The 18,488-nt window shown below is 43.4% G+C and carries 15 protein-coding genes and 1 tRNA gene; 5 read left to right on the forward strand and 11 right to left on the reverse strand.

Going from position 1 to position 18,488, the window contains the following annotated elements:
- Window positions 1–25: 25 nt before the first annotated feature.
- Both F6K53_RS20190 and F6K53_RS20195 read left to right on the forward strand, forming a co-directional pair.
- Entirely contained in the window at window positions 26–847 is an 822-nt protein-coding gene (locus tag F6K53_RS20190) for a fatty acid desaturase (RefSeq protein ID WP_293021119.1), read from the forward strand.
- Window positions 848–1,175: 328 nt separating this feature from the next.
- Entirely contained in the window at window positions 1,176–1,913 is a 738-nt protein-coding gene (locus F6K53_RS20195; protein WP_070394338.1) for a response regulator transcription factor, read from the forward strand.
- Window positions 1,914–2,048: 135 nt separating this feature from the next.
- Here F6K53_RS20195 and chlP read toward each other — a convergent pair whose 3' ends face one another.
- Together chlP and F6K53_RS20205 are read right to left on the reverse strand one after the other, a co-directional pair.
- Window positions 2,049–3,272, reverse strand: a complete 1,224-nt coding sequence (gene chlP, locus F6K53_RS20200) for a geranylgeranyl reductase (RefSeq protein WP_075906354.1) — start codon at window positions 3,270–3,272, stop codon at window positions 2,049–2,051.
- Window positions 3,273–3,663: 391 nt separating this feature from the next.
- Window positions 3,664–5,472 (reverse strand): serine/threonine-protein kinase, encoded by a 1,809-nt coding sequence (locus tag F6K53_RS20205; RefSeq protein WP_075902086.1) that lies wholly within the window; start codon window positions 5,470–5,472, stop codon window positions 3,664–3,666.
- A gap of 1,015 nt (window positions 5,473–6,487) precedes the next feature.
- Between F6K53_RS20205 and F6K53_RS20210 the strand changes: the two genes are divergently transcribed.
- Window positions 6,488–6,652, forward strand: a complete 165-nt coding sequence (locus F6K53_RS20210) for a hypothetical protein (RefSeq protein WP_158069714.1) — start codon at window positions 6,488–6,490, stop codon at window positions 6,650–6,652.
- On the forward strand, window positions 6,649–7,656 hold the full coding sequence (locus F6K53_RS20215; protein WP_293067726.1) for a glycosyltransferase: 1,008 nt from the start codon (window positions 6,649–6,651) through the stop codon (window positions 7,654–7,656). Before F6K53_RS20210 ends, F6K53_RS20215 begins: the two co-directional genes overlap by 4 nt.
- A gap of 76 nt (window positions 7,657–7,732) precedes the next feature.
- Here F6K53_RS20215 and F6K53_RS20220 read toward each other — a convergent pair whose 3' ends face one another.
- Window positions 7,733–8,971 (reverse strand): DUF445 family protein, encoded by a 1,239-nt coding sequence (locus F6K53_RS20220; protein WP_293021112.1) that lies wholly within the window; start codon window positions 8,969–8,971, stop codon window positions 7,733–7,735.
- A gap of 488 nt (window positions 8,972–9,459) precedes the next feature.
- Between F6K53_RS20220 and F6K53_RS20225 the strand changes: the two genes are divergently transcribed.
- A complete protein-coding gene (locus F6K53_RS20225; protein ID WP_293021110.1) occupies window positions 9,460–10,554 on the forward strand; it encodes a RuBisCO accumulation factor 1 in 1,095 nt (364 codons plus the stop codon).
- 85 nt (window positions 10,555–10,639) lie between these two features.
- Here F6K53_RS20225 and F6K53_RS20230 read toward each other — a convergent pair whose 3' ends face one another.
- The 8 genes from F6K53_RS20230 to clpP all read right to left on the reverse strand — a co-directional run bounded on the left by F6K53_RS20230 (window position 10,640) and on the right by clpP (window position 18,204).
- Window positions 10,640–11,287, reverse strand: a complete 648-nt coding sequence (locus F6K53_RS20230; protein WP_293021108.1) for a class I SAM-dependent methyltransferase — start codon at window positions 11,285–11,287, stop codon at window positions 10,640–10,642.
- A 527-nt stretch (window positions 11,288–11,814) separates the two neighbouring features.
- Window positions 11,815–11,898 (reverse strand) — tRNA-Leu (locus F6K53_RS20235).
- Entirely contained in the window at window positions 11,877–12,746 is an 870-nt protein-coding gene (locus F6K53_RS20240) for a M48 family metallopeptidase (protein ID WP_293067721.1), read from the reverse strand. Before F6K53_RS20240 ends, F6K53_RS20235 begins: the two co-directional genes overlap by 22 nt.
- A gap of 212 nt (window positions 12,747–12,958) precedes the next feature.
- Window positions 12,959–13,315 (reverse strand): iron-sulfur cluster assembly accessory protein, encoded by a 357-nt coding sequence (locus tag F6K53_RS20245; RefSeq protein ID WP_070394331.1) that lies wholly within the window; start codon window positions 13,313–13,315, stop codon window positions 12,959–12,961.
- A gap of 252 nt (window positions 13,316–13,567) precedes the next feature.
- A complete protein-coding gene (locus F6K53_RS20250) occupies window positions 13,568–14,746 on the reverse strand; it encodes a tetratricopeptide repeat protein (RefSeq protein WP_293021104.1) in 1,179 nt (392 codons plus the stop codon).
- A gap of 456 nt (window positions 14,747–15,202) precedes the next feature.
- Window positions 15,203–16,042: an alpha/beta hydrolase gene (locus F6K53_RS20255; protein ID WP_293021103.1), complete on the reverse strand. Its 840-nt coding sequence runs from the start codon at window positions 16,040–16,042 to the stop codon at window positions 15,203–15,205.
- Between the two features lie 109 nt (window positions 16,043–16,151).
- Window positions 16,152–17,498, reverse strand: a complete 1,347-nt coding sequence (clpX, locus tag F6K53_RS20260; RefSeq protein ID WP_293021101.1) for an ATP-dependent protease ATP-binding subunit ClpX — start codon at window positions 17,496–17,498, stop codon at window positions 16,152–16,154.
- A 13-nt stretch (window positions 17,499–17,511) separates the two neighbouring features.
- Window positions 17,512–18,204, reverse strand: a complete 693-nt coding sequence (gene clpP / locus F6K53_RS20265; RefSeq protein WP_293021169.1) for an ATP-dependent Clp endopeptidase proteolytic subunit ClpP — start codon at window positions 18,202–18,204, stop codon at window positions 17,512–17,514.
- Window positions 18,205–18,488: the final 284 nt, after the last annotated feature.

The following is an 18,488-nucleotide window of genomic DNA, read 5'->3' on the forward strand; positions in this document are numbered from 1 at the left end:
ATTTGTATCCTATTAGACTTACTGCATGACAATTGCTACTTCAGATAATCATCGTTTAGATTGGGTCGTTATTACCTATATGGCCTTTATTCACCTAACAGCGCTGTTTGCCTTACTTCCGAGCAACTTTAACTGGACAGCAGTAGGCTTAATGATCTTTTTCCACTGGGTGACAGGGGGCTTGGGGGTAACTCTGGGATGGCATCGCTTAGTGACCCACCGCAGTTTTCAGACACCCAAGTGGTTAGAATACTTCCTAGTTTTCTGTGGTACCATTTCCTGTCAAGGAGGAGTGATCCATTGGGTAGGACTACATCGCATCCATCATTTGCACTCTGACACCCAACCGGATCCTCATGACTCCCATCAAGGCTTTTGGTGGAGTCACATGGCTTGGATGTTGCATAAAATTCCTGCTGATGAGCAAATTTCTAAATTCACTAAAGATATTTCTGGAGATCGGGTTTATCAGTTTTTGGACAAGTATTTTGTGCTTGTTCAAGTGGTTCTAGGACTGTTGCTCTATGCCATCGGTGGTTGGCCATTTGTAGTGTGGGGGATTTTTGTGCGGCTAGTACTGGTGTTTCACTGTACCTGGTTTGTCAACAGTGCTACTCACAAATTTGGTTATCGCACCTATGAGTCTAATGATTGCTCAAAAAACTGCTGGTGGGTAGCCCTACTAACCTATGGCGAAGGCTGGCACAACAATCACCATGCCTATCAGTATTCTGCAAGGCATGGGATGAAATGGTGGGAAATTGACCTGACTTGGATGACGATTCAGTTCCTACAACAGCTGGGTTTAGCCAAAAACGTGAAACTGATTAGTCCTGAACAGACCTAAGTTTCCCTAGGGTGGTACCTTGAGTGCTACCCTACTAGTTCCCAAGCTAAACAGTTATGAGGGCTGAGTGCTCAACCCTCCTGACTAGCAGAGTATAGCCAAGTTTCAACAGTGCAAGCACCAGGAATTTATCCTTTCTAGTCAGGACTCATGACTCTAGCACTCAGATCCAGGTAGTTTCTCGGAAAATTAGTAAATCTTAAAATTTATTAGCTTTTGTTTACAACAAACGTAAAGTCTGCCTTTATAATCGTATAAGTATTGTTACTATTCTAAAATAGTTCTTATCGAACGTTAACGGATACACCTTAGCAACAACTCCTTAGTGATGCCCCGGATACTGGTCATCGATGACGACCCCGCAATTTCAGAATTAGTCACCATCAATTTGGAGATGGCTGGCTACGATGTTAGTCAAGCAATGGATGGCATCAAGGGTCAGGCTCTAGCTCTGCAACTGCAGCCAGACCTGATTATGCTAGACTTGATGCTACCCAAGGTAGATGGTTTCACCGTCTGCCAACGATTACGTCGGGATGAACGCACTTCCGATATTCCAGTATTGATGTTGACTGCCCTAGGTCAAACCCAAGATAAGGTAGAAGGCTTTAATGCTGGTGCCGATGATTATCTCACCAAACCCTTTGAACTCGAAGAAATGCTGGCGCGAGTGCGAGCATTACTACGGCGCACAGACCGAATTCCCCAAGCTGCTAAGCATACAGAAATCCTGAACTATGGTCCTTTGACCCTGGTTCCAGAAAGGTTTGAGGCGATTTGGTTTGATAAAACCGTGAAACTGACCCATCTGGAGTTTGAACTACTGCACTGTTTACTGCAGCGGCATGGTCAAACTGTTTCTCCCAGCGAAATCCTTAAAGAGGTTTGGGGGTATGACCCTGACGATGATATCGAAACAATTCGAGTGCATATTCGTCACCTGAGAACCAAGCTAGAACCTGATCCCCGCCATCCTAAGTACATCAAAACGGTTTATGGAGCAGGTTATTGCTTAGAGTTACCTAATACAGAAAAGACCCTAGAAGTGAATTCGGCGACTGCCTAGGATGAACTTGGTGATGTCAGAGCTACTACAAATCTATTTTCTGAAGCTAGAGGGGAAAGCCCCCGCCCTTAAGGCGGGGGTAAGCTTTATCGCCGTTAGTCAGTTGGCTACATCTCATCAAAAATTAATCAACTTCTAGGGAGCCAAGGCATTGCCCCGCAACAAGCTACCAATTGTCTTCGCTGTAATCTTCATTTGGATAAGAGGATTAGCAGGTACAACGGTTTTGTAGAGATAGCTATCGAAGGTCAGCCGCTGCACATCCTTGTCAGCGCACATCTCTACAAAGGCTTCCCGGCTAGCATCGGAGTTATAGAAAACTCGTTGTAGAATATCTAGGACTTTGTAGGTCATGCCGTATTTCTTATCCCAGCGCTTCAGGTAAAGCTTGAGGTCATTCTCTGTGGGGATACGGCTACCGCTGTTAGAGGTTTCCACAATGGTTTCAGCACACATGCGAGCTGATTTAGCCGCAAAGTAAATGCCTTCCCCAGAGGATTTAGTGACTGTTCCAGCAGCATCACCTACCAAAGCTACCCGACCAACTACACGTCTAGGTCTAGGATGCTCAGGAATCGGATGGGCTTCCACTTTGATAATTTTCCCACCCACAAGTTTCTTAGCCGCACGGGCACGAATCCCTGCTTGTAGCTTTTTGATCAGGGCTTGGTTGACCCTCATAGTGCCGGTACCAACAGCAACGTGGTCGTATTTAGGGAAGACCCAGGCGTAGAAATCAGGAGAGACATCATTACCCACATACATTTCTGCCAGGTCTTGGTAGTAATTCATCATGTTATCTGGCAGACTGATTCGCTCTTGGAACGCGATCGCATAATTGTAATCCCCAGCATCAATTGCTTTGGCAACCCGGGAATTTGCCCCATCAGCTCCAATTACCACATCTACTTTCAAGGTTTTGTGGGTTCCCTTGACACTGCCATCAGAATGGTCAGAATAATAGATGGTATAGGGTTGAGAGTTACTGGTGGGAATATCGAGTTTATAAACGGTGCCATTAATTAAGTTAGCCCCCAACTCAGCCGCACGATTGCGCATGAACCCATCAAGCACCTCGCGACGGCACATTCCAATATATTCGTTTTGCTTTTCTATATGGATATCAACTTCAATATCAGACGGTGAGATCATCTTCATGTTTCTCACTTGCCGGTCAATAATTTCTGGTGGCAGGTCAAACTCACTCACCATACATAGTGGAATCGCACCACCACAGGGCTTAGCATTGTCCAGCTTACGCTCAAACAAATAGGTTTCGATTCCTGCTTTAGCTAACGTCTCGGCAGCAGAAGAGCCTGCTGGTCCCGAACCAACTACTGCAACCCTTAGTGCTGGCATGTTTTCTCCCATGGTTTTTTAAGCTACGGAATGAATCCTATCACGGACTTTCCTGTCATCTGAACCTTCCCTAATATTTGGGGTCAAGTTGCAATACACCTTAACAAAAGTCCGTAACATTACTTAACAAGTCCTGCTGTGATTGGTCATTTTCATCGTTACTGGTTAATTGTTAAGGTTAATTATTAATTGTTAATTATTGTGCAATTGTTAGGAATTGTTATTGTTAATGGTTAATTCTTAATTATTAGACCTTTATTAAACTTGTTGGAAAAACAAATCTTAAGAGAAAATATCGATAGTGTAGGCAACTCGGTAAAGTAATACCAATTCGTAAAAGTAGGACTACAGATGCAGATGGTCCGAGAGTCGAGTTTTGGAACTACTGAATTTAGCGTTTCAGTTTCTTCCGTGCCTGCTGACGTAGCTTCAGGGCATTCCGGTGGTTAGGTTCAATCTGGAGTGCCTTATTTAAAGAAGTGATTGCCTGATTAAAGCGTCCTAGTGTTATCTGAGCTTCCCCCTTAATCATCCAAGCCTCTGCCAAATCTCGTTGAAGTGCGATCGCTTTCTCCAAAGCCGTAATCGCCTCAACAGAACGACCCAACTTTTGGAGGGTTATTCCCTGTGAAAGCCAAGCTTCCGTTAAATCTGGCTTAAGGGTAAGGGCTTGGTTATAGAGTCTGAGGGCTTCTACAGACCGTTGCTGTTGGTCAAGGGCTTGACCAAGGCTCCACACAGCTTCTGGGTAGTTAGGTTTGAAATATAAGGCATCATTACAAGCAACAACTGCCATCTCCGGCTGTTGGAGTTTATTCAGACTGTAGCATCTGCCCCAATAGGCTTCCGCAAAATCTGCTTTTTTAGCGATCGCTTGGTCGTATAGTTTTAGAGCTTCCTGGTACTGTCGAGATTTCCGCAATTGGTCAGCTTCGTCTAAAAGTTGCTCCGCTGTGACCTTAGCCTCAGTACTATAGTCAGTCTTATATTCAGTGATATAGTCAGCCTTATAGTCAGTATTTTCACCAGTTGCTTGGGCAGATAGAAAAGTTTTCAACAGCACCAAGCCCACCCCCAAGATAGTTATCGATACAGTAATTAAGCCCAACTTCACCAATCGTTGCGGAATAGATAGTGTTGTCCGGTTAGTTGCTGAACCTCTCGAATGTTCGGTGATGTCAAGTTGAGGCGTAGTTCTACTTTGACTCCTGGTGATCATTGACGAGGGGACTGTAGTGTTTGCTAGCTTCCTAATGTCGGGAATTGGGAGTTCCATCCCAGACTGGCTTTCACCGGTAATTTCCTGAGTAGGGATTTCTTCCTCAGCTAATGACAACAGTTGCTGTCTTGGTAAACTAGCCAGTACCTCTAGAGCCTCAGCTGCTGTCTGATAGCGGTCACGGAAATCATAGCGCACCATAATGTCAAGAATATGGGCCAACTCTGGGCTAACCTGCTTTGCGTAGTGTTGCCAATCAATTTCACTAGTTGTGGGATTTTCCTTCAAGTTTTTGGGATGAACCCCAGTTAATGCCTGGATACCAACCATCCCGACAGCATAGATATCACTGCTAAAGCGGGGCCTTCCTGCCAATTGCTCATGGGGCATATAGCCCTGGGTGCCTATAGAAACCGTTAAATGAGTTTCCCCAGTTTCAGGATTAATGTTTTGGCTACTGACTTGCTTAACAGCACCAAAGTCAATCAGCACGATTTTGTCGTCCCCTTGGCGGCGGATCAGGTTAGAGGGCTTAATATCCCGGTGGATAATCTGTTGTTGATGGACAAAGGCCAATACCTGTAGAATATCTATTAATAAAGCAATCACTCGCTCTTGTGAACACGGATGACCCTTGACAAGTTCTCGATTCAAAGGTTGTCCTTCAATCAATTCCTGAACCAGATAAAACTGCTGATCTTCCTCAAAATGCGCCAGTAGGCGGGGGATCTGGTCATGATTACCTAGCTGGTAGAGAAATCGAGCTTCTCTATCGAAAAGGCGTCTTGCCATTTGCAGCGTTGCCGTCTGTTCGGTTTGGGGCAAAAGATGTTTAACCACACATTGGGGTTGATTTGGCAAATGTATATCTTGTGCCAGGAAAGTTCGACCAAACCCACCAGCTCCCAGTTGGTTGATAATTTTGTAGCGTCCGCCTACTAGGGCTTTTGCGGGTTTTGTCTCTCCAGATAAGGGGCTCATCGAGGGGTTAGTGATGACTACCTAATTATGATTCCAAATTTAGCTAATATACCATTGATTTGGATCCTAGAGCTAGTTAGATCACAAAGAAAGTTAACATTACCGATTGTTGAATTCGCCCTCAACTTCCTCAACGTTAACTTTTTCCTTGACTATCGGACATTAATAGACTTGTCCCTTAATAAGGGAAAGTAAGGATAAGTGACTCAAATGAGGGAGTAAGCTGTCACCCATTTAAATTGTGAATGGGGGCTGATGGGGGGATGGTCAGATGGGGAGATGGTCAGAGGGTAGACCGGCTTTTGCACAAGTGGCTCCATGGGAAATTTCAATAGAGCTCTGCGGAAAATACTCAATACCTCTGTGCAACTAGCTCTAAAAACGCGATCGCCAATTTCAATTACCAGTCAGTTTCTAGCTAAAAATAGGTACTTGAGCTAATTGATGTTAATAAATCAGCCTTTTTTTTTAAGAGGGTTATACTCATTGTTTATTTCGACAAAAAAAGCAATCAATTATTATAACGCCATTATATTGGGGGTATTAGTGCCCCAAATCTTAATCTCACTAACCAAAAAATACTGCTAATTATCTGTTCATACTTCCTGGGATTCTTTATCGATGATGTTTTGACAAACATCAGATGCACCCATCACCAACCAAGATGCGCTGCTCTACATGGATTTGAAATTGACCATAGCTGAACAAAATCCCATCAGAGTGCATAATACCCCATAAGACCAGTATTAAACCAGCCTTAAAACCCCCTACCCCCTTTTAAAATTACCAGTTCGTCGAGTATGCTATGGCTATAGCCTTTTGCCAGGAAAGTAGCTTGGTCGCAAGACAAGCGGTTGCTGAGGTCTACTTTCTGAGATCTTCTTCTAAAAGTCGTGCAAGCGATGCAGCGCGGTCTTGAGGGTTTCCCCAATGAGCGACTGCATCAAGACAAAGCGTAAAAAGTACGGCTGGCGATCGCCTTTTAGCTCTTAGCTCAGAGATTACCTCTGGGAGGATGTATGTCAGTCGATCAAATCATTACCTGAAACCAGTATTTCCCGACCAGACGTTTATAGAAGCAAACGTTTATAACTTAATCCAAGACTACCAACCGGATAATGCCAGCAAACTTTGGTCATTACTAGATTTCCATCTATGGTATAAAGAATTTATTTCATGAATACATCTGTCTCAGTAGTTATCACCACCTTTAATAAAGCCCAGTACCTCGAACAATCAGTAAAGAGTGTACTAGCGCAAACATTTTACCAGATTGAATGCATTATTGTAGATGATGGCTCTACCGATAATACCCGCAAAGTTGCTGATCAGTTAGTCCACTACCACCCACAGATACAGTACTTTTATAAAGACAATGGAGGTATATCATCTGCTCGTAATTTTGGCGCTGATAAAGCCACTGGAGAATGGATTCAATTCTTAGATGCTGATGATTGGATTCATGAAGATAAGATCAGATTCCAATTGAGCTGTTTAGAGGGAACTGGTGATAATGGTGATAATATAGTATTTTACTCAGACTATGAACGGGTCTATGTTGATCAAAACGAAAACATTATTGAAACCAAGCCTAATCCTGTTGGTTCTATCACCAAAGAACAGCTAATCCAACGACTACTAATCTGTCCAGATTTTCTGGCAGACTCTCCTTTTCCCTTGTTACAGCAATCGATGCTGTTCAAGAAAAAACTCTTAGACCAGAGGAATTTTGATACTCGCTTGAAAGCCTGTGAGGATCGAGAATGGGTATTAGAACTTCTGCAACGGAACGTCAGATTTATCCATACTCCAATCATCGGAGCCTATTATAGAAAACACCGCTTCAATCTCACCGATAATAGCTCACTGATGCGGGAGTCTTACATTAAGTATTTTGAAATTGTCTTGACAAATCACCAAAAATTAGTTAGCTTATGCCAGAAAAGTATTAAGTATTTGATAGAAAAAAGTTTTGAGGAAAAAGACCAGGAAAGTTTTCCCAGATTAGCTAAATTAGTGGAATTACCAGTGTATCTGCTCAATGGCAAAATTAAAGTTAATCATCGTTGGTTATTAAATTTACTTTATTGGCTCAGAACGATGATACCAAACTTTTTACTATACGAAAGATACCGAGGGCCCCGTTCTCGTAAACTTTTATCCATCATTAGCCGTCGGTCTTAGCATATGGGATAAACCTCCCGTTGCGTAGAATCAGGCTCAGGATAAATCCTAGAGAGCATCCTGATTAAATTCCTGATTAAATTCCTCCTGTCAACAGCAGCAAGACTGTTTGAAATAGCCCCACCATCACTCCTAAAATACCCCCTAAATTCACAATAGCTTGTAATTCACTTTTCACTAAAGTCTGAATCGTGATTTCCATATCTTTTGGAGAAGTAGCGTTTACCCGTTCAACAATCACCTCATCAATAGATAAAATCGGAATCACTTCAGTCATAATTTTTTCCAAATCCTCCTCCAGGTAGCGCTCTATAACCAAGGCGAGTTCCTTGCTAATCATTGCCAAGGATGTAGTCATAATTGCTGACTCTCGGAGCCGATTAACAATTAACACAGACACCTTTTCCCAGTCAATAGATTGATTTAATCCTTGTATAAATCCAGCACCCCCCTCTTGAATATAAGCACGCACCGAATCCCGCAGAGTTTTCCGTAACTGTCTCACTGTTGACAAAGGCAGATTTTGCAATGAGACATTTTGCAACCATTCCCGCAAGCGATCGCGAGTTCCTAGAGCCACAATTAACTCTTCGATGCGAGCATTAGTCGCTTCTTTCTCGTCAAGGCAAAAGCTTCGCAGGCGGATCAAAGCATTGCGCAGACCAAATAAATTTGCCACCACCCAGTATGTCCCACTAGACTTTTCCCGAAAGTCTTCATCAATGATTTGAATGTTGCGGTCAGTTAGGAAATCAATAACTGCCTGTCGCAAAATATCTGGAGGGAGTACTACTTTTAAGATCCACTCAGAAAGCTTCCGAGCTTGTTCTTGATCCAGTTTAAACTCCAATAAAATCTGGTCAAAAACATGGTTAAGTTGGGCTTCTAGGAAATCCTTACGACGAGCTAAGACTTTGAGCATACGTGGCAACGATTCCCCGATCAAGTCTCGGAGAATCCCAGCAAGAATATGAGCTGTTTTCTGTTGCTTATCCGACCGGACTTGATCTAGCGCTAAGTTTAATAGCCACAAGATCGCTGCTTCCACACGTTCAGTATGCAGCAGACGCTTTGCCAGACGCTGTAACTCTGTTGGCGTCAGCAGAGACCCCATAATAGTGTCAGCCACTCGCTTAGCCAGCCGTTCCTGGTTGCGGGGAATTAAACCTGGTGTAAAAGGTAGCTGACGCTTACCGATGTAAATTGGTCTGTAGGGACGGAACAACATTTTGATGGCTAAATCATTGGTGAAATAGCCAATAATTCCCCCAGCTATAGGAGGAACAAACAACAAGAACAAGTTAAACAGATCCAAAACAAAAATCGAGTTGTGTAGAACTTAAAAAGCAGGTAATCTGCAAGTTTAAAGTATGATGGATAAAGTCAGAAGTGTACAATAGTTATAGCATTTCTTAAATAGGTGAGGTACCCCGCCCTTGGGGGAGTAGGGAATAGGGAATAGGGAATAGGGAATAGGGAACAGCGAATATGGAATAGGGAATAGGGAACAGCGAATATGGAAAAAATCCTGTCTACCTCATTACTATAAAAACCGCTATATATGGCTGCGGTTCCTTAACAATTAGTAGGTTTGAGGATTAATTTAAAGATGCACCATCCCTCACCTTTATCCTTGCTGCCTTTACACTTACTATCTTCATCTTTTATACTTCAAGAATTGATTTCATGCCCAATATCTATTGTAGGCTTTTTCCAAAAGTGACATCCTCCCACACTAAACCCTAACGGGATATAATACACATTGCCGTTGATGGCACGGTTCGTTTTCTTTTTGTTTAAACCATGACTGAAGTACCACCAGGCTCTCCTGAAAGTCACCCTCAAACCAATTCAGAACAGATAAATGCTGAAGATTTATTAAACTTACTGCGGCGCAAAGAACGCAACTGGGTGGAGTGGGGTAAAGCCTGTCAGCAGCTACAAAAAGCTGGCTACAGTTCTCAGGTAATTTTTGAAGAAACTGGGTTTGAGCCAATTCAACAGAATCAAGTGATGGTGGCATCTCAGGTTTACACAAGTTTGATTACAGTGGGGGTGTCCGATGAAGTGCGATCGCGTTTTGAGACTAGCGGTAGCGATTCCCTGTACGAGTTGCGGATTCTCACCCAAGAAGAACGAGCTGCTGCTGCTGAATTTCTCGTTGCTAGAAACTTGAACTCCGAAGGAGCCCATGAAGTTGCCAAAGCAATCAAGACCTTTTCCCGCAGAAGCCGTCCACCGGAGGGATTCACCAATCATCCTGGTGATGCTGTTGCCTATCAGTATTGGAAACTTGCCAAACAACACAATGATTTGCAAGAACGTTCTCGTTTGATTGCTCGAGGCTTGATGTTTGCTCATACTCAACAAGCCCGGCAACAAATCGAAGAATTACTCACAGGAATCTTTGGTAGCACTCAGCGTCCAGCTCCCAGATTACCCATATACCGCCTCGAAGCTGAAGAAGATTTACCCCGCTTGCTTCCCGTAGTAGGATCCTTACCCCTGACAATAGCTGATCTCAACCAGGTTCCTAAAACTGACTATACCGGTGCTTTCAGTATAGTTAAAGGGCTTCGAGAGCAGACCTTCGTCGCAATACCCGGCTGGCAGGTAGTTTTGAAGGCACAAGATCCAGTAGTGATTTTGTGTAACAGTAATCAGCTCCCTATTCAACAGAATAACAAACCTGAAGAGATTTTGCTTATTATTGACCGCTCACAGCAGCAGTGGGATGGGGACAGCTACTTTTTGGTTGAAGAATCAGGACAGTTGGAGATTAAGTGGTTTCCAGATTCTCCTGATATTAGTTTTTTGGGACGCCTCATCCTAGTATTACGACCGAAAAAAATTCTGGATGAAGCCTTGAGTCAAGATGTCTGGCAAATTGATGAGTAATTAGTCATTAGTTATTAAGTTAGTTAATTTCTGTTTTGTTGACTGTTAAAAATTACCATCAACAAAACCCTTTTTATCAAAAGGCTCAGGTAGTTCGATTAGCCAGTACTGCATAGAATGGATCGCCTATAGTGATCCCAAGCTGTAGCAGAAAAGTAGGAAGCGGCGATGGTCGAGCAACAACCTCAGGCGAACTAAATCCAGGAATAGACTCGTAATAGCTTTTCACTAACTCCACTCGACTTTTCTCGGTCCCATCTCGCCAGGACTGAATCGCCTTTTGAAAAAACATTCGGTTAGAAAAGCTAATAATTGCTATTCCCCCTGGTTTTAAGACACGATGAATCTCAGCAAAAACTTTTTCGGGGTACTGAAGATACTGAACTGAAACAGCAATCAGGACAGCATCAAAGTCTTGGTCAGGCAATGGCAATTGCTGGTTTTGATTCAGGTCTTGGATAAAGTAGTGATTAAGTCTAGGATTTTTGACCAATTCTTCCAGATTCATCCCATGCCCCTCTACATGAGCAAACTCCATATCTTCTGGGAAGTGAGAAACCCAACTGCTCATGAGATCCAGGATTCGCGTGTTGGGTTGTAGTCGTTCCCGGTATAGGTTTACCAGCTGATCGATAAAGCCCTCATCGACATGAGTCACAAACCTTGGAAATGAATAGAATAGAGCATCATCGCTCTCATCCAATTTACTGCGTTGAAGGCGCTGGTCAATCATTGTATGAGCTAATATCTATCTTGTTAAGCTTGTTAAGAATATTATAAAGATTTATTAAGCTTATGGTAAGTATTTCATAGTTTGGTTTAGGACAAAGAATATTTTGAGCCGGTTAGACAGGGTTCTAAAAAAAAAATAGGGAAGAGCATTGATATCTCTTCCCCCTTGTTGATTTTGGTATTGATTTTTGTTGTCTTGATTTTGGTTTTGGAGTGCTTTCCGACTTTCCGATACTTTTTAGCTACCAAAATCTACTTTGCAGATTTTAGCCCACTAATGCAAGCTGCTCTCGCAGCCAGGGGGTATCTCCCAAGGCCAAGATCGGTTTTGTTCCGCTCAAGGCGCATAAATCTGTGTTTAATAGAAAACGCAACCACTATCATTAAAGCTTTGGTTTTCGGCTTCAATTCAAGGAACCAGAATGTTTTCTTTGACACTAGATTCCTAATCAAAGTCTAACATATTTTTGTAGATACTGCAAGATATTTGTAGAAAATCGTCAACAGTTGCTAGCCCCTTAGTTACAGTGGGCGGGGAGAGACTCGAACTCTCATGACCATAAGGCCGCCACATTTTGAGTGTGGTGCGTCTACCAATTTCGCCACCCGCCCGTTTGGGCATCTCCATTATTATAACTAATTAGCTGCTGATTTAACAAGGACTGATAAGATTGAGAACTTGCCCACCGGTCAATTTCTCGCGCCCGTAGTACAGGTAAGGGATGGCTCAGTTGAGAGATCTGCAATTGTTGGAGTACTTGACCCACCTCAGTATCACCCACGCTGTCGTAAGCCCTAGCTTGAGCGATAAACGCATCTAGGTTCAGTTGTGGTGCCAGAGTTGGGGAACCACCAGCCAGTTTCATCAATACAGACATGACCACTCTCGGATTTTGAGTAGCCAGTAAAGCAGCGCGATCGCAACTAAATTCCGCACATCGTAGCCACTCTAACATCTTCTCCTGTATGCTTTGAGCAATGAGCATCCCCCAATTCGGAATTAAACTAGCAGCTAATACCATGATATTGAGCGGTGTCAGGTACACCCCATGTTCACATTTGAGATGACCCAGTTCATGGGCAATAACCGCCTGAATTTCCTCTGGTGTCAGCAGATCAATTAAAGAGGTGTGCAAGACAATGAAAGGCTGCTTACCCCGCATAGCGAAGGTATAGGCATTGGGAGCAGGATTTTGCTGCACATAAAGCTGAGGCGGCTCTAAATCTAAAGTTGTGCAGGCATCTTCGAGTAGTTTATGAAGATGGGGCAGTTGATTTTGCCCCACCAAGACACTAGCAGCGATATTGTTCAGGTAAAAAAACTGTTCCGCCACAGGACCTAGTAAATTTCGCACCACCAAGTCTATCCCTGGCAACTGTTTCAGGGCTGTGGTTGCTTCCAAATCTAGGGGATGACGAAAATGATCTGCCTTCAGACCAAATAGTGATGTTTTAGTCATTAGCTGTTAGTCGTTAGTCATTAGTCATTACTTATTAGTCTAGGACTTACCCAAAATCTCTGGCTCAAGCCTAATCTATTGTAGGGTTACAAGCCTTGCGCCCTAACTAGATATAGCGCTACCTATAAGCGCGAACCTATATAGCGCAACTGCCTAATTCCTCTAGTCCTTGGTGGTGGTCTTGAACTGACAGACTTTCAACTAACAATCCCCTAAACGCTAAACGACTTACCACAGCCACAGCTTTGATTGGCATTGGGGTTGGTGAATTGGAAGCCACCACCAATCATAGCATCGCTGTAATCCAGTACCAGACCGTAGAGATAAAGCAGACTTTTTGGATCACAGATTATTTTGAAGCCATCGTAGTCAAAGATTTCATCATTCTCCCGAATGTTACTAGGTTCTTCAAAATCCATCATGTAAGACAGTCCTGAACAGCCTCCCTGGCGAACACCAACTCGCAGGTAAAGGTCTTTTCCTTGGCTTTGTTGCAGGGCTAAAACATGCTTTAGGGCTTTATCTGTCAGTTGAATACCTTTTTGCTGTGACTCAGTTGCTTGTGCCATTGCTTACGTTTGACTCCTAATTTTGCTTGGTGTTAAGTTGTTGTGCATCGTCAAGAAAGATAATTATCAGGCTGTAACCCAAGATTTAGCTTAGAGTGTCTCATAAACTAGATGCTTTACAGCTTATAGGTAAATCGGCTCTGCCAGTTCACAGTTTTGCTGTTTATCGATAATTATCTAATTGTCGTTAAATGGAAATTATTGGGGGTTTGAATCTTTATTGTAACGAGTCTTTAGGCTACCAGGCATTAATCATTCTACGTTATGGTTTATCGTTCCACCGTGACTAAGATACTGGCTAATCTCTTCTTCACTAACTCGGTAACCACAGTTAATGATCATCTTGTGTACTTGTTGGCTGCACTGCACCCCTTGCTCAGATATACCCAGACAGTTATAAACTGTCCTGAGTTGAGAAAATTCAGCCTTTTCATGGAACAAGCTCTCCCCCTCCCCAGGATGGGCGATTTCTTGCCAAAGTCTTAAGGCTTGTAAGTGATACGCTAAGGCATGGGGGTAATTTCCCAAGTGGTAGTGAACCGCTCCGATATAATCCAAGCTTCTGGTGTTACCATGAAGTGATTTACTCAGTTGCTGACCAATCTCCAAAGCTTGATGATAGAAATCCAATGCCCGTAGTTCCTCACCTAGTCGGAAGTAAACTGTGCCAATCCTCTCAAGAGTAGTTAACTTGCGACTAGAGTAACGAGAGGATGTTTTTTTTTCGTGAATGGTTAGGGCTTGCTCCAAGACAGCAAGAGCTTGACGGTATCTTCCAAGCTGGGTATAAGCTTCCCCTATATTTTCCAGTGCTCTGCCTTCGCCCTCAACTGAATTGCCTAAGTTTTGAAAAATCTTCATGGCTTGGCGAAAGCATCTCAGAGCCAGCACTGGTTGATGCCAGCTATTGTGAATTTCCCCTAGGTGATTAAGTATTTTAGCAATTTCTGAGTGATCTTGAGTTTTTTGGAAAATCCTCAATGCTTTTAGATAAACCTTAAATGCCTTATCATCCTGGTTAGTCTTGCAATAAGCCATTCCGAGATGATGAAGAATGACCCCTACACTCTTGGGCGAACCAACATCATTGGCCATTTGTAAACTTTGCTGGAGACACTTGATGCCCCAGGCATACTCTCCCAAACGGCAATGAACTAACCCAATGCGTTTGAGAGTATCCACTTGACCAGTCAAATCTTCGTTAGTTTGACAAATTGCTAAGGTGTTTTGCAGTGTTTTTAGTATATTTTTTAACTTACTTTGGCGATACTTACAAGCTTGAGGCTGGAAAGGGTCATCTCCTGCAGTCTTGTTTTGGTGTTGCTTGACTTCCGTTTCAACTAGATTCTGAACCAGATCTGCCATATTAATATTGCTCCCTGATGTAGATGGGGGAGGGATGATGGAGCCAAATAAACTTGAGTAGCCCATCTCCCTTGCTCATTTTCAGCAGTTATGTCTCTGTTCTAACTCGGTTACCAGAGATAATATTACTCACAACTTGCTGTAAATTCCTAAATATATTTTTCAGTAAGTTAAGGAAATTACTGAGCTATTAATAAAAATTAACATCAGTAGCCTGGGCACACTAATCTGGAAAGACCTAGTTGCCGTCATACATACTAGCTTATTTCCCCATCTCCCCGTCAGCCCATTGCCGATGATAGCCCATTGCCGATGATACTATCTTGAAGCGAACTCACTATCAAAATCTTTCCGGAGAAGGGTCACACCTAATCGAATAAGGAAGTAGTAGATGCACCCTGATCACCGCCCCCAGCTTTTACAGGTTGGGGGTTTCCTGATTTTTTAACCTATTCCTGTGGTGTTGAGTATTCTGAGCACTAACCACTTATTTCACCCGAAGAGTACTAATTTCTTTAAGCCTCAGCTCACACAAATAAACTCCAGTACCTGCTCTAGATAAACCCCTGGAGCCTCCAACATCGGAAAGTGAGCTGTATCAGGAATTTCAACATACTTGACGTTTTGACTTAATTGTGATGCTCTACGCCCTAGTGCTGAAGGAATAATTTTGTCGTATTCACCAGAAACTAGCAGGGTTGGCACCTTTAACTGAGCGAACTTATTAGGCATTACCTCAGCCGCATACTTACTAACCGCAGTCAGCATTGTTCCCAAAGCTGCTTCATAATCAGCCATTAGGTAATCTGCCAAAAAAACCCGGCTCACTGCCCTAGGTAGGGGATGGTGCAAAAATCGCATCATGAACACGGTACCGGCTAAGGGAATATTTAACAACCAACCGGGGCGGAACTTAACTACTAACTCACCAACTTTGTGAAAAGCGGTGAAGGATTTCTCGTCATAATCAAAAATACCGCTATTATTCAAAATTGCCTGTTCAACCCGCCCAGGATAACGATTGAGAAACATTGTAGCAGCAGATGCCCCTAGGGAGTGGGCATTGATATAGATACGATCAAGTCCCAGGGTATCTAACAACACCACTAAATCTTCAGCATAGTCCTCCATCTCATAGGTCAAGTTTGTCCCCTGTTGGGGCAATTTTGACCGACCAAACCCCCTTAGGTCATATAGGAGGCAGTCAAAAGTATTGGATAGAGCTTTAGCGGTACTTTCCCAGTAGCGAGACGAGCCACACCAGCCATGGATAAAGACCATCACAGGTTTATTTCCACAAGGTGTTGACTTCTTTACCCATTCATAGTAGTGTTCTACACCCCGAATTTGAATGTAAGGCATTTTGTGATCTTTGTCCTTTGTTAATTGAAAATCAACAATCAACAATTAACAATTAACAATTAACAATTAACAACCGATAAATTTGGTTTTGGCCAATGATAAATTACTACTATGCTGATTCTGGCTTTGGCAATGAAGAAGGATGAACCAATAGTTCAGCAGTTGAGCGCTTCTCTACCATTTCCCTAGTGATTGTACAGCGAGTGACATCCTTACGAGAAGGCAACTCGTACATCACTTCCAGCATCAATTCTTCCACAATGCCCCTTAACGCCCTAGCACCGGTTTTACGACGGTAAGCTTCCTGGGCCAGCGCTCGAATTGCATCTGGCATAAACTCCAAGTTGACATTGTCCATCTTCAGCAGCTTTATATACTGTTTTACCAGTGCATTCTTGGGTTCTGTCAAAATTGCCATCAGGGCTTCCTCATCCAGGGGTTCAATGACCGCTACCATTGGTATACGACCAATGAACTCGGGAATCATGCCGAATTTAACCAAGTCATCTGGCTGCAAGTGTCGCAGAATATCTGCTGTTCGCTTTTCCTTCGAGTTATGCTCTCCAGGCTGAATAAATCCCATGGAACGCTTGCCTAGGCGTTGCTCGACCACCTTCTCCAGACCAACAAACGCGCCACCGCAAATAAACAGAATATTGCTGGTGTCAATCTGAATACAGTCTTGATAAGGATGTTTGCGTCCACCTTGAGGGGGCACATTAGCAATGGTTCCTTCTAGCATTTTCAGTAATGCTTGCTGGACTCCTTCCCCAGAAACATCCCTGGTAATAGAGGGATTTTCACTCTTGCGGGCTACCTTATCGATTTCATCGATATAGATAATCCCCCGCTGGGCTTCCTCTACATCCAGATCTGCCACTTGCAATAGTCGCAGTAAGATGTTTTCTACATCTTCCCCAACATAACCAGCTTCTGTCAGGGTTGTGGCATCTGCCACAGCAAAAGGCACATCTAATATTTTGGCTAAGGTTTGGGCGAGTAATGTTTTACCACAACCAGTAGGACCAATTAGAAGAATGTTGGACTTTTGTAGCTCTATGCCATCATCCATTATTCCCTGACCCTGACCCTGAGCTTTAGATTGGAGCAAGCTTAGGCGCTTGTAGTGGTTGTACACAGCAACTGACAGAACTTTTTTGGCTTCCTCCTGACCAATCACATGGTCATCTAGATACCGTTTAATTTCCCTGGGTTTGGGAATCTGATTCATAGAAATGCGGTTAGCACGGGGACGACGTTTCTTGGCAGGTTCTGGTCGAGGAGCAGGCTGGGGAGCAGGCGCACCGGAATCGAGTAACTCCTCATCTAAAATTTCATTACATAAATCAACACACTCATCACAAATATAGACTCCGGGGCCAGCAATTAATTTGCGTACTTGCTCTTGAGACTTACCGCAGAAGGAACATTTTAGATGGGAGTCGTATTTAGACATAAGAAGCCTCTTTCTACATAGAAGCGACAGCTGCTTCCTGGTTAGGAAGATTCTGCCGGGAGATCACCTGGTCAATTAAACCATAGTCTTTAGCTTGCGCCGCTGACATGAAAAAGTCGCGTTCGGTATCTTCGGCAATTTGAGCCACTGGTTTACGGGTGTGATTAGCCAGTAATTCGTTAAGGGTTTGCTTGTGGTATAGAATTTCCTTAGCTTGAATTTCTATATCCACCGCTTGTCCCTGAGCACCGCCAAGGGGCTGGTGAATCATAATCCGAGAATTGGGCAATGCCATCCGTTTACCAGCAGCTCCCCCTGCTAGGAGAAATGCGCCCATACTAGCAGCTAAGCCATAGCATATGGTAACCACATCAGGGCGCACTTGCTGCATCGTATCATATATTGCCATCCCTGCAGTTACCGAGCCACCTGGGGAGTTGATATACAATTGGATATCCTTTTCCTGGTCTTCAGCTTCTAGGTATAACAGTTGGGCAACAATTGAGTCAGCTACCACATCATCGACCTGGGTTCCCAAAAACACAATGCGTTCTCGCAGCAGCCGCGAATAAATGTCAAATGCTCGTTCTCCCATTCCAGACTGCTCTACCACCATTGGTACAACAGTACTACTGGAGGTGATTTGGTATTGGTCTAGAGAACTTAAGCTGGTGATTGAGGAATGAGGGGACACAGATTGCAGCATAGGATACAATTCGTCAAGACCTCTGGATTTACTAATAAAGGTGCTATCTAACAAGGGCACGAATAGGCATAAAGTCAAAGTCTCTATAGAAACTATTATGCCTTAACTGTTTGCTTGTTGGTGCAACAGTTGACGGTTATAGAGTTGAGGCTTATCTATAAGCCTAAGCTGTTGAGCTAAGGCGTGTTTCTTCTAAGGGATCTAAGCTGAGCCTTGGGTTTCAGTCTCAGAATTATACAAAGTTAAATGCACAACACCTTAGCAACTCGCTACCTTCTACCCTG

Origin of the sequence: Moorena sp. SIO4A1 (genome assembly GCF_010672065.1) — a bacterium.
Lineage (GTDB): Bacteria > Cyanobacteriota > Cyanobacteriia > Cyanobacteriales > Coleofasciculaceae > Moorena.

Excerpts from the sequence above, each read along its gene's own strand:
- clpP (WP_293021169.1), bottom strand. The coding sequence starts at position 18,204 with ATGCTGCAATCTGTGTCCCCTCATTCCTCAATCACCAGCTTAAGTTCT.
- F6K53_RS20205 (WP_075902086.1), bottom strand. The coding sequence starts at position 5,472 with ATGAGCCCCTTATCTGGAGAGACAAAACCCGCAAAAGCCCTAGTAGGC.
- F6K53_RS20240 (WP_293067721.1), bottom strand. The coding sequence starts at position 12,746 with ATGACTAAAACATCACTATTTGGTCTGAAGGCAGATCATTTTCGTCAT.
- F6K53_RS20230 (WP_293021108.1), bottom strand. The coding sequence starts at position 11,287 with ATGATTGACCAGCGCCTTCAACGCAGTAAATTGGATGAGAGCGATGAT.
- F6K53_RS20215 (WP_293067726.1), top strand. The coding sequence starts at position 6,649 with ATGAATACATCTGTCTCAGTAGTTATCACCACCTTTAATAAAGCCCAG.
- clpX (WP_293021101.1), bottom strand. The coding sequence starts at position 17,498 with ATGTCTAAATACGACTCCCATCTAAAATGTTCCTTCTGCGGTAAGTCT.
- F6K53_RS20195 (WP_070394338.1), top strand. The coding sequence starts at position 1,176 with ATGCCCCGGATACTGGTCATCGATGACGACCCCGCAATTTCAGAATTA.
- F6K53_RS20190 (WP_293021119.1), top strand. The coding sequence starts at position 26 with ATGACAATTGCTACTTCAGATAATCATCGTTTAGATTGGGTCGTTATT.
- F6K53_RS20255 (WP_293021103.1), bottom strand. The coding sequence starts at position 16,042 with ATGCCTTACATTCAAATTCGGGGTGTAGAACACTACTATGAATGGGTA.
- F6K53_RS20245 (WP_070394331.1), bottom strand. The coding sequence starts at position 13,315 with ATGGCACAAGCAACTGAGTCACAGCAAAAAGGTATTCAACTGACAGAT.
- F6K53_RS20210 (WP_158069714.1), top strand. The coding sequence starts at position 6,488 with ATGTATGTCAGTCGATCAAATCATTACCTGAAACCAGTATTTCCCGAC.
- chlP (WP_075906354.1), bottom strand. The coding sequence starts at position 3,272 with ATGCCAGCACTAAGGGTTGCAGTAGTTGGTTCGGGACCAGCAGGCTCT.
- F6K53_RS20250 (WP_293021104.1), bottom strand. The coding sequence starts at position 14,746 with ATGGGCTACTCAAGTTTATTTGGCTCCATCATCCCTCCCCCATCTACA.
- F6K53_RS20225 (WP_293021110.1), top strand. The coding sequence starts at position 9,460 with ATGACTGAAGTACCACCAGGCTCTCCTGAAAGTCACCCTCAAACCAAT.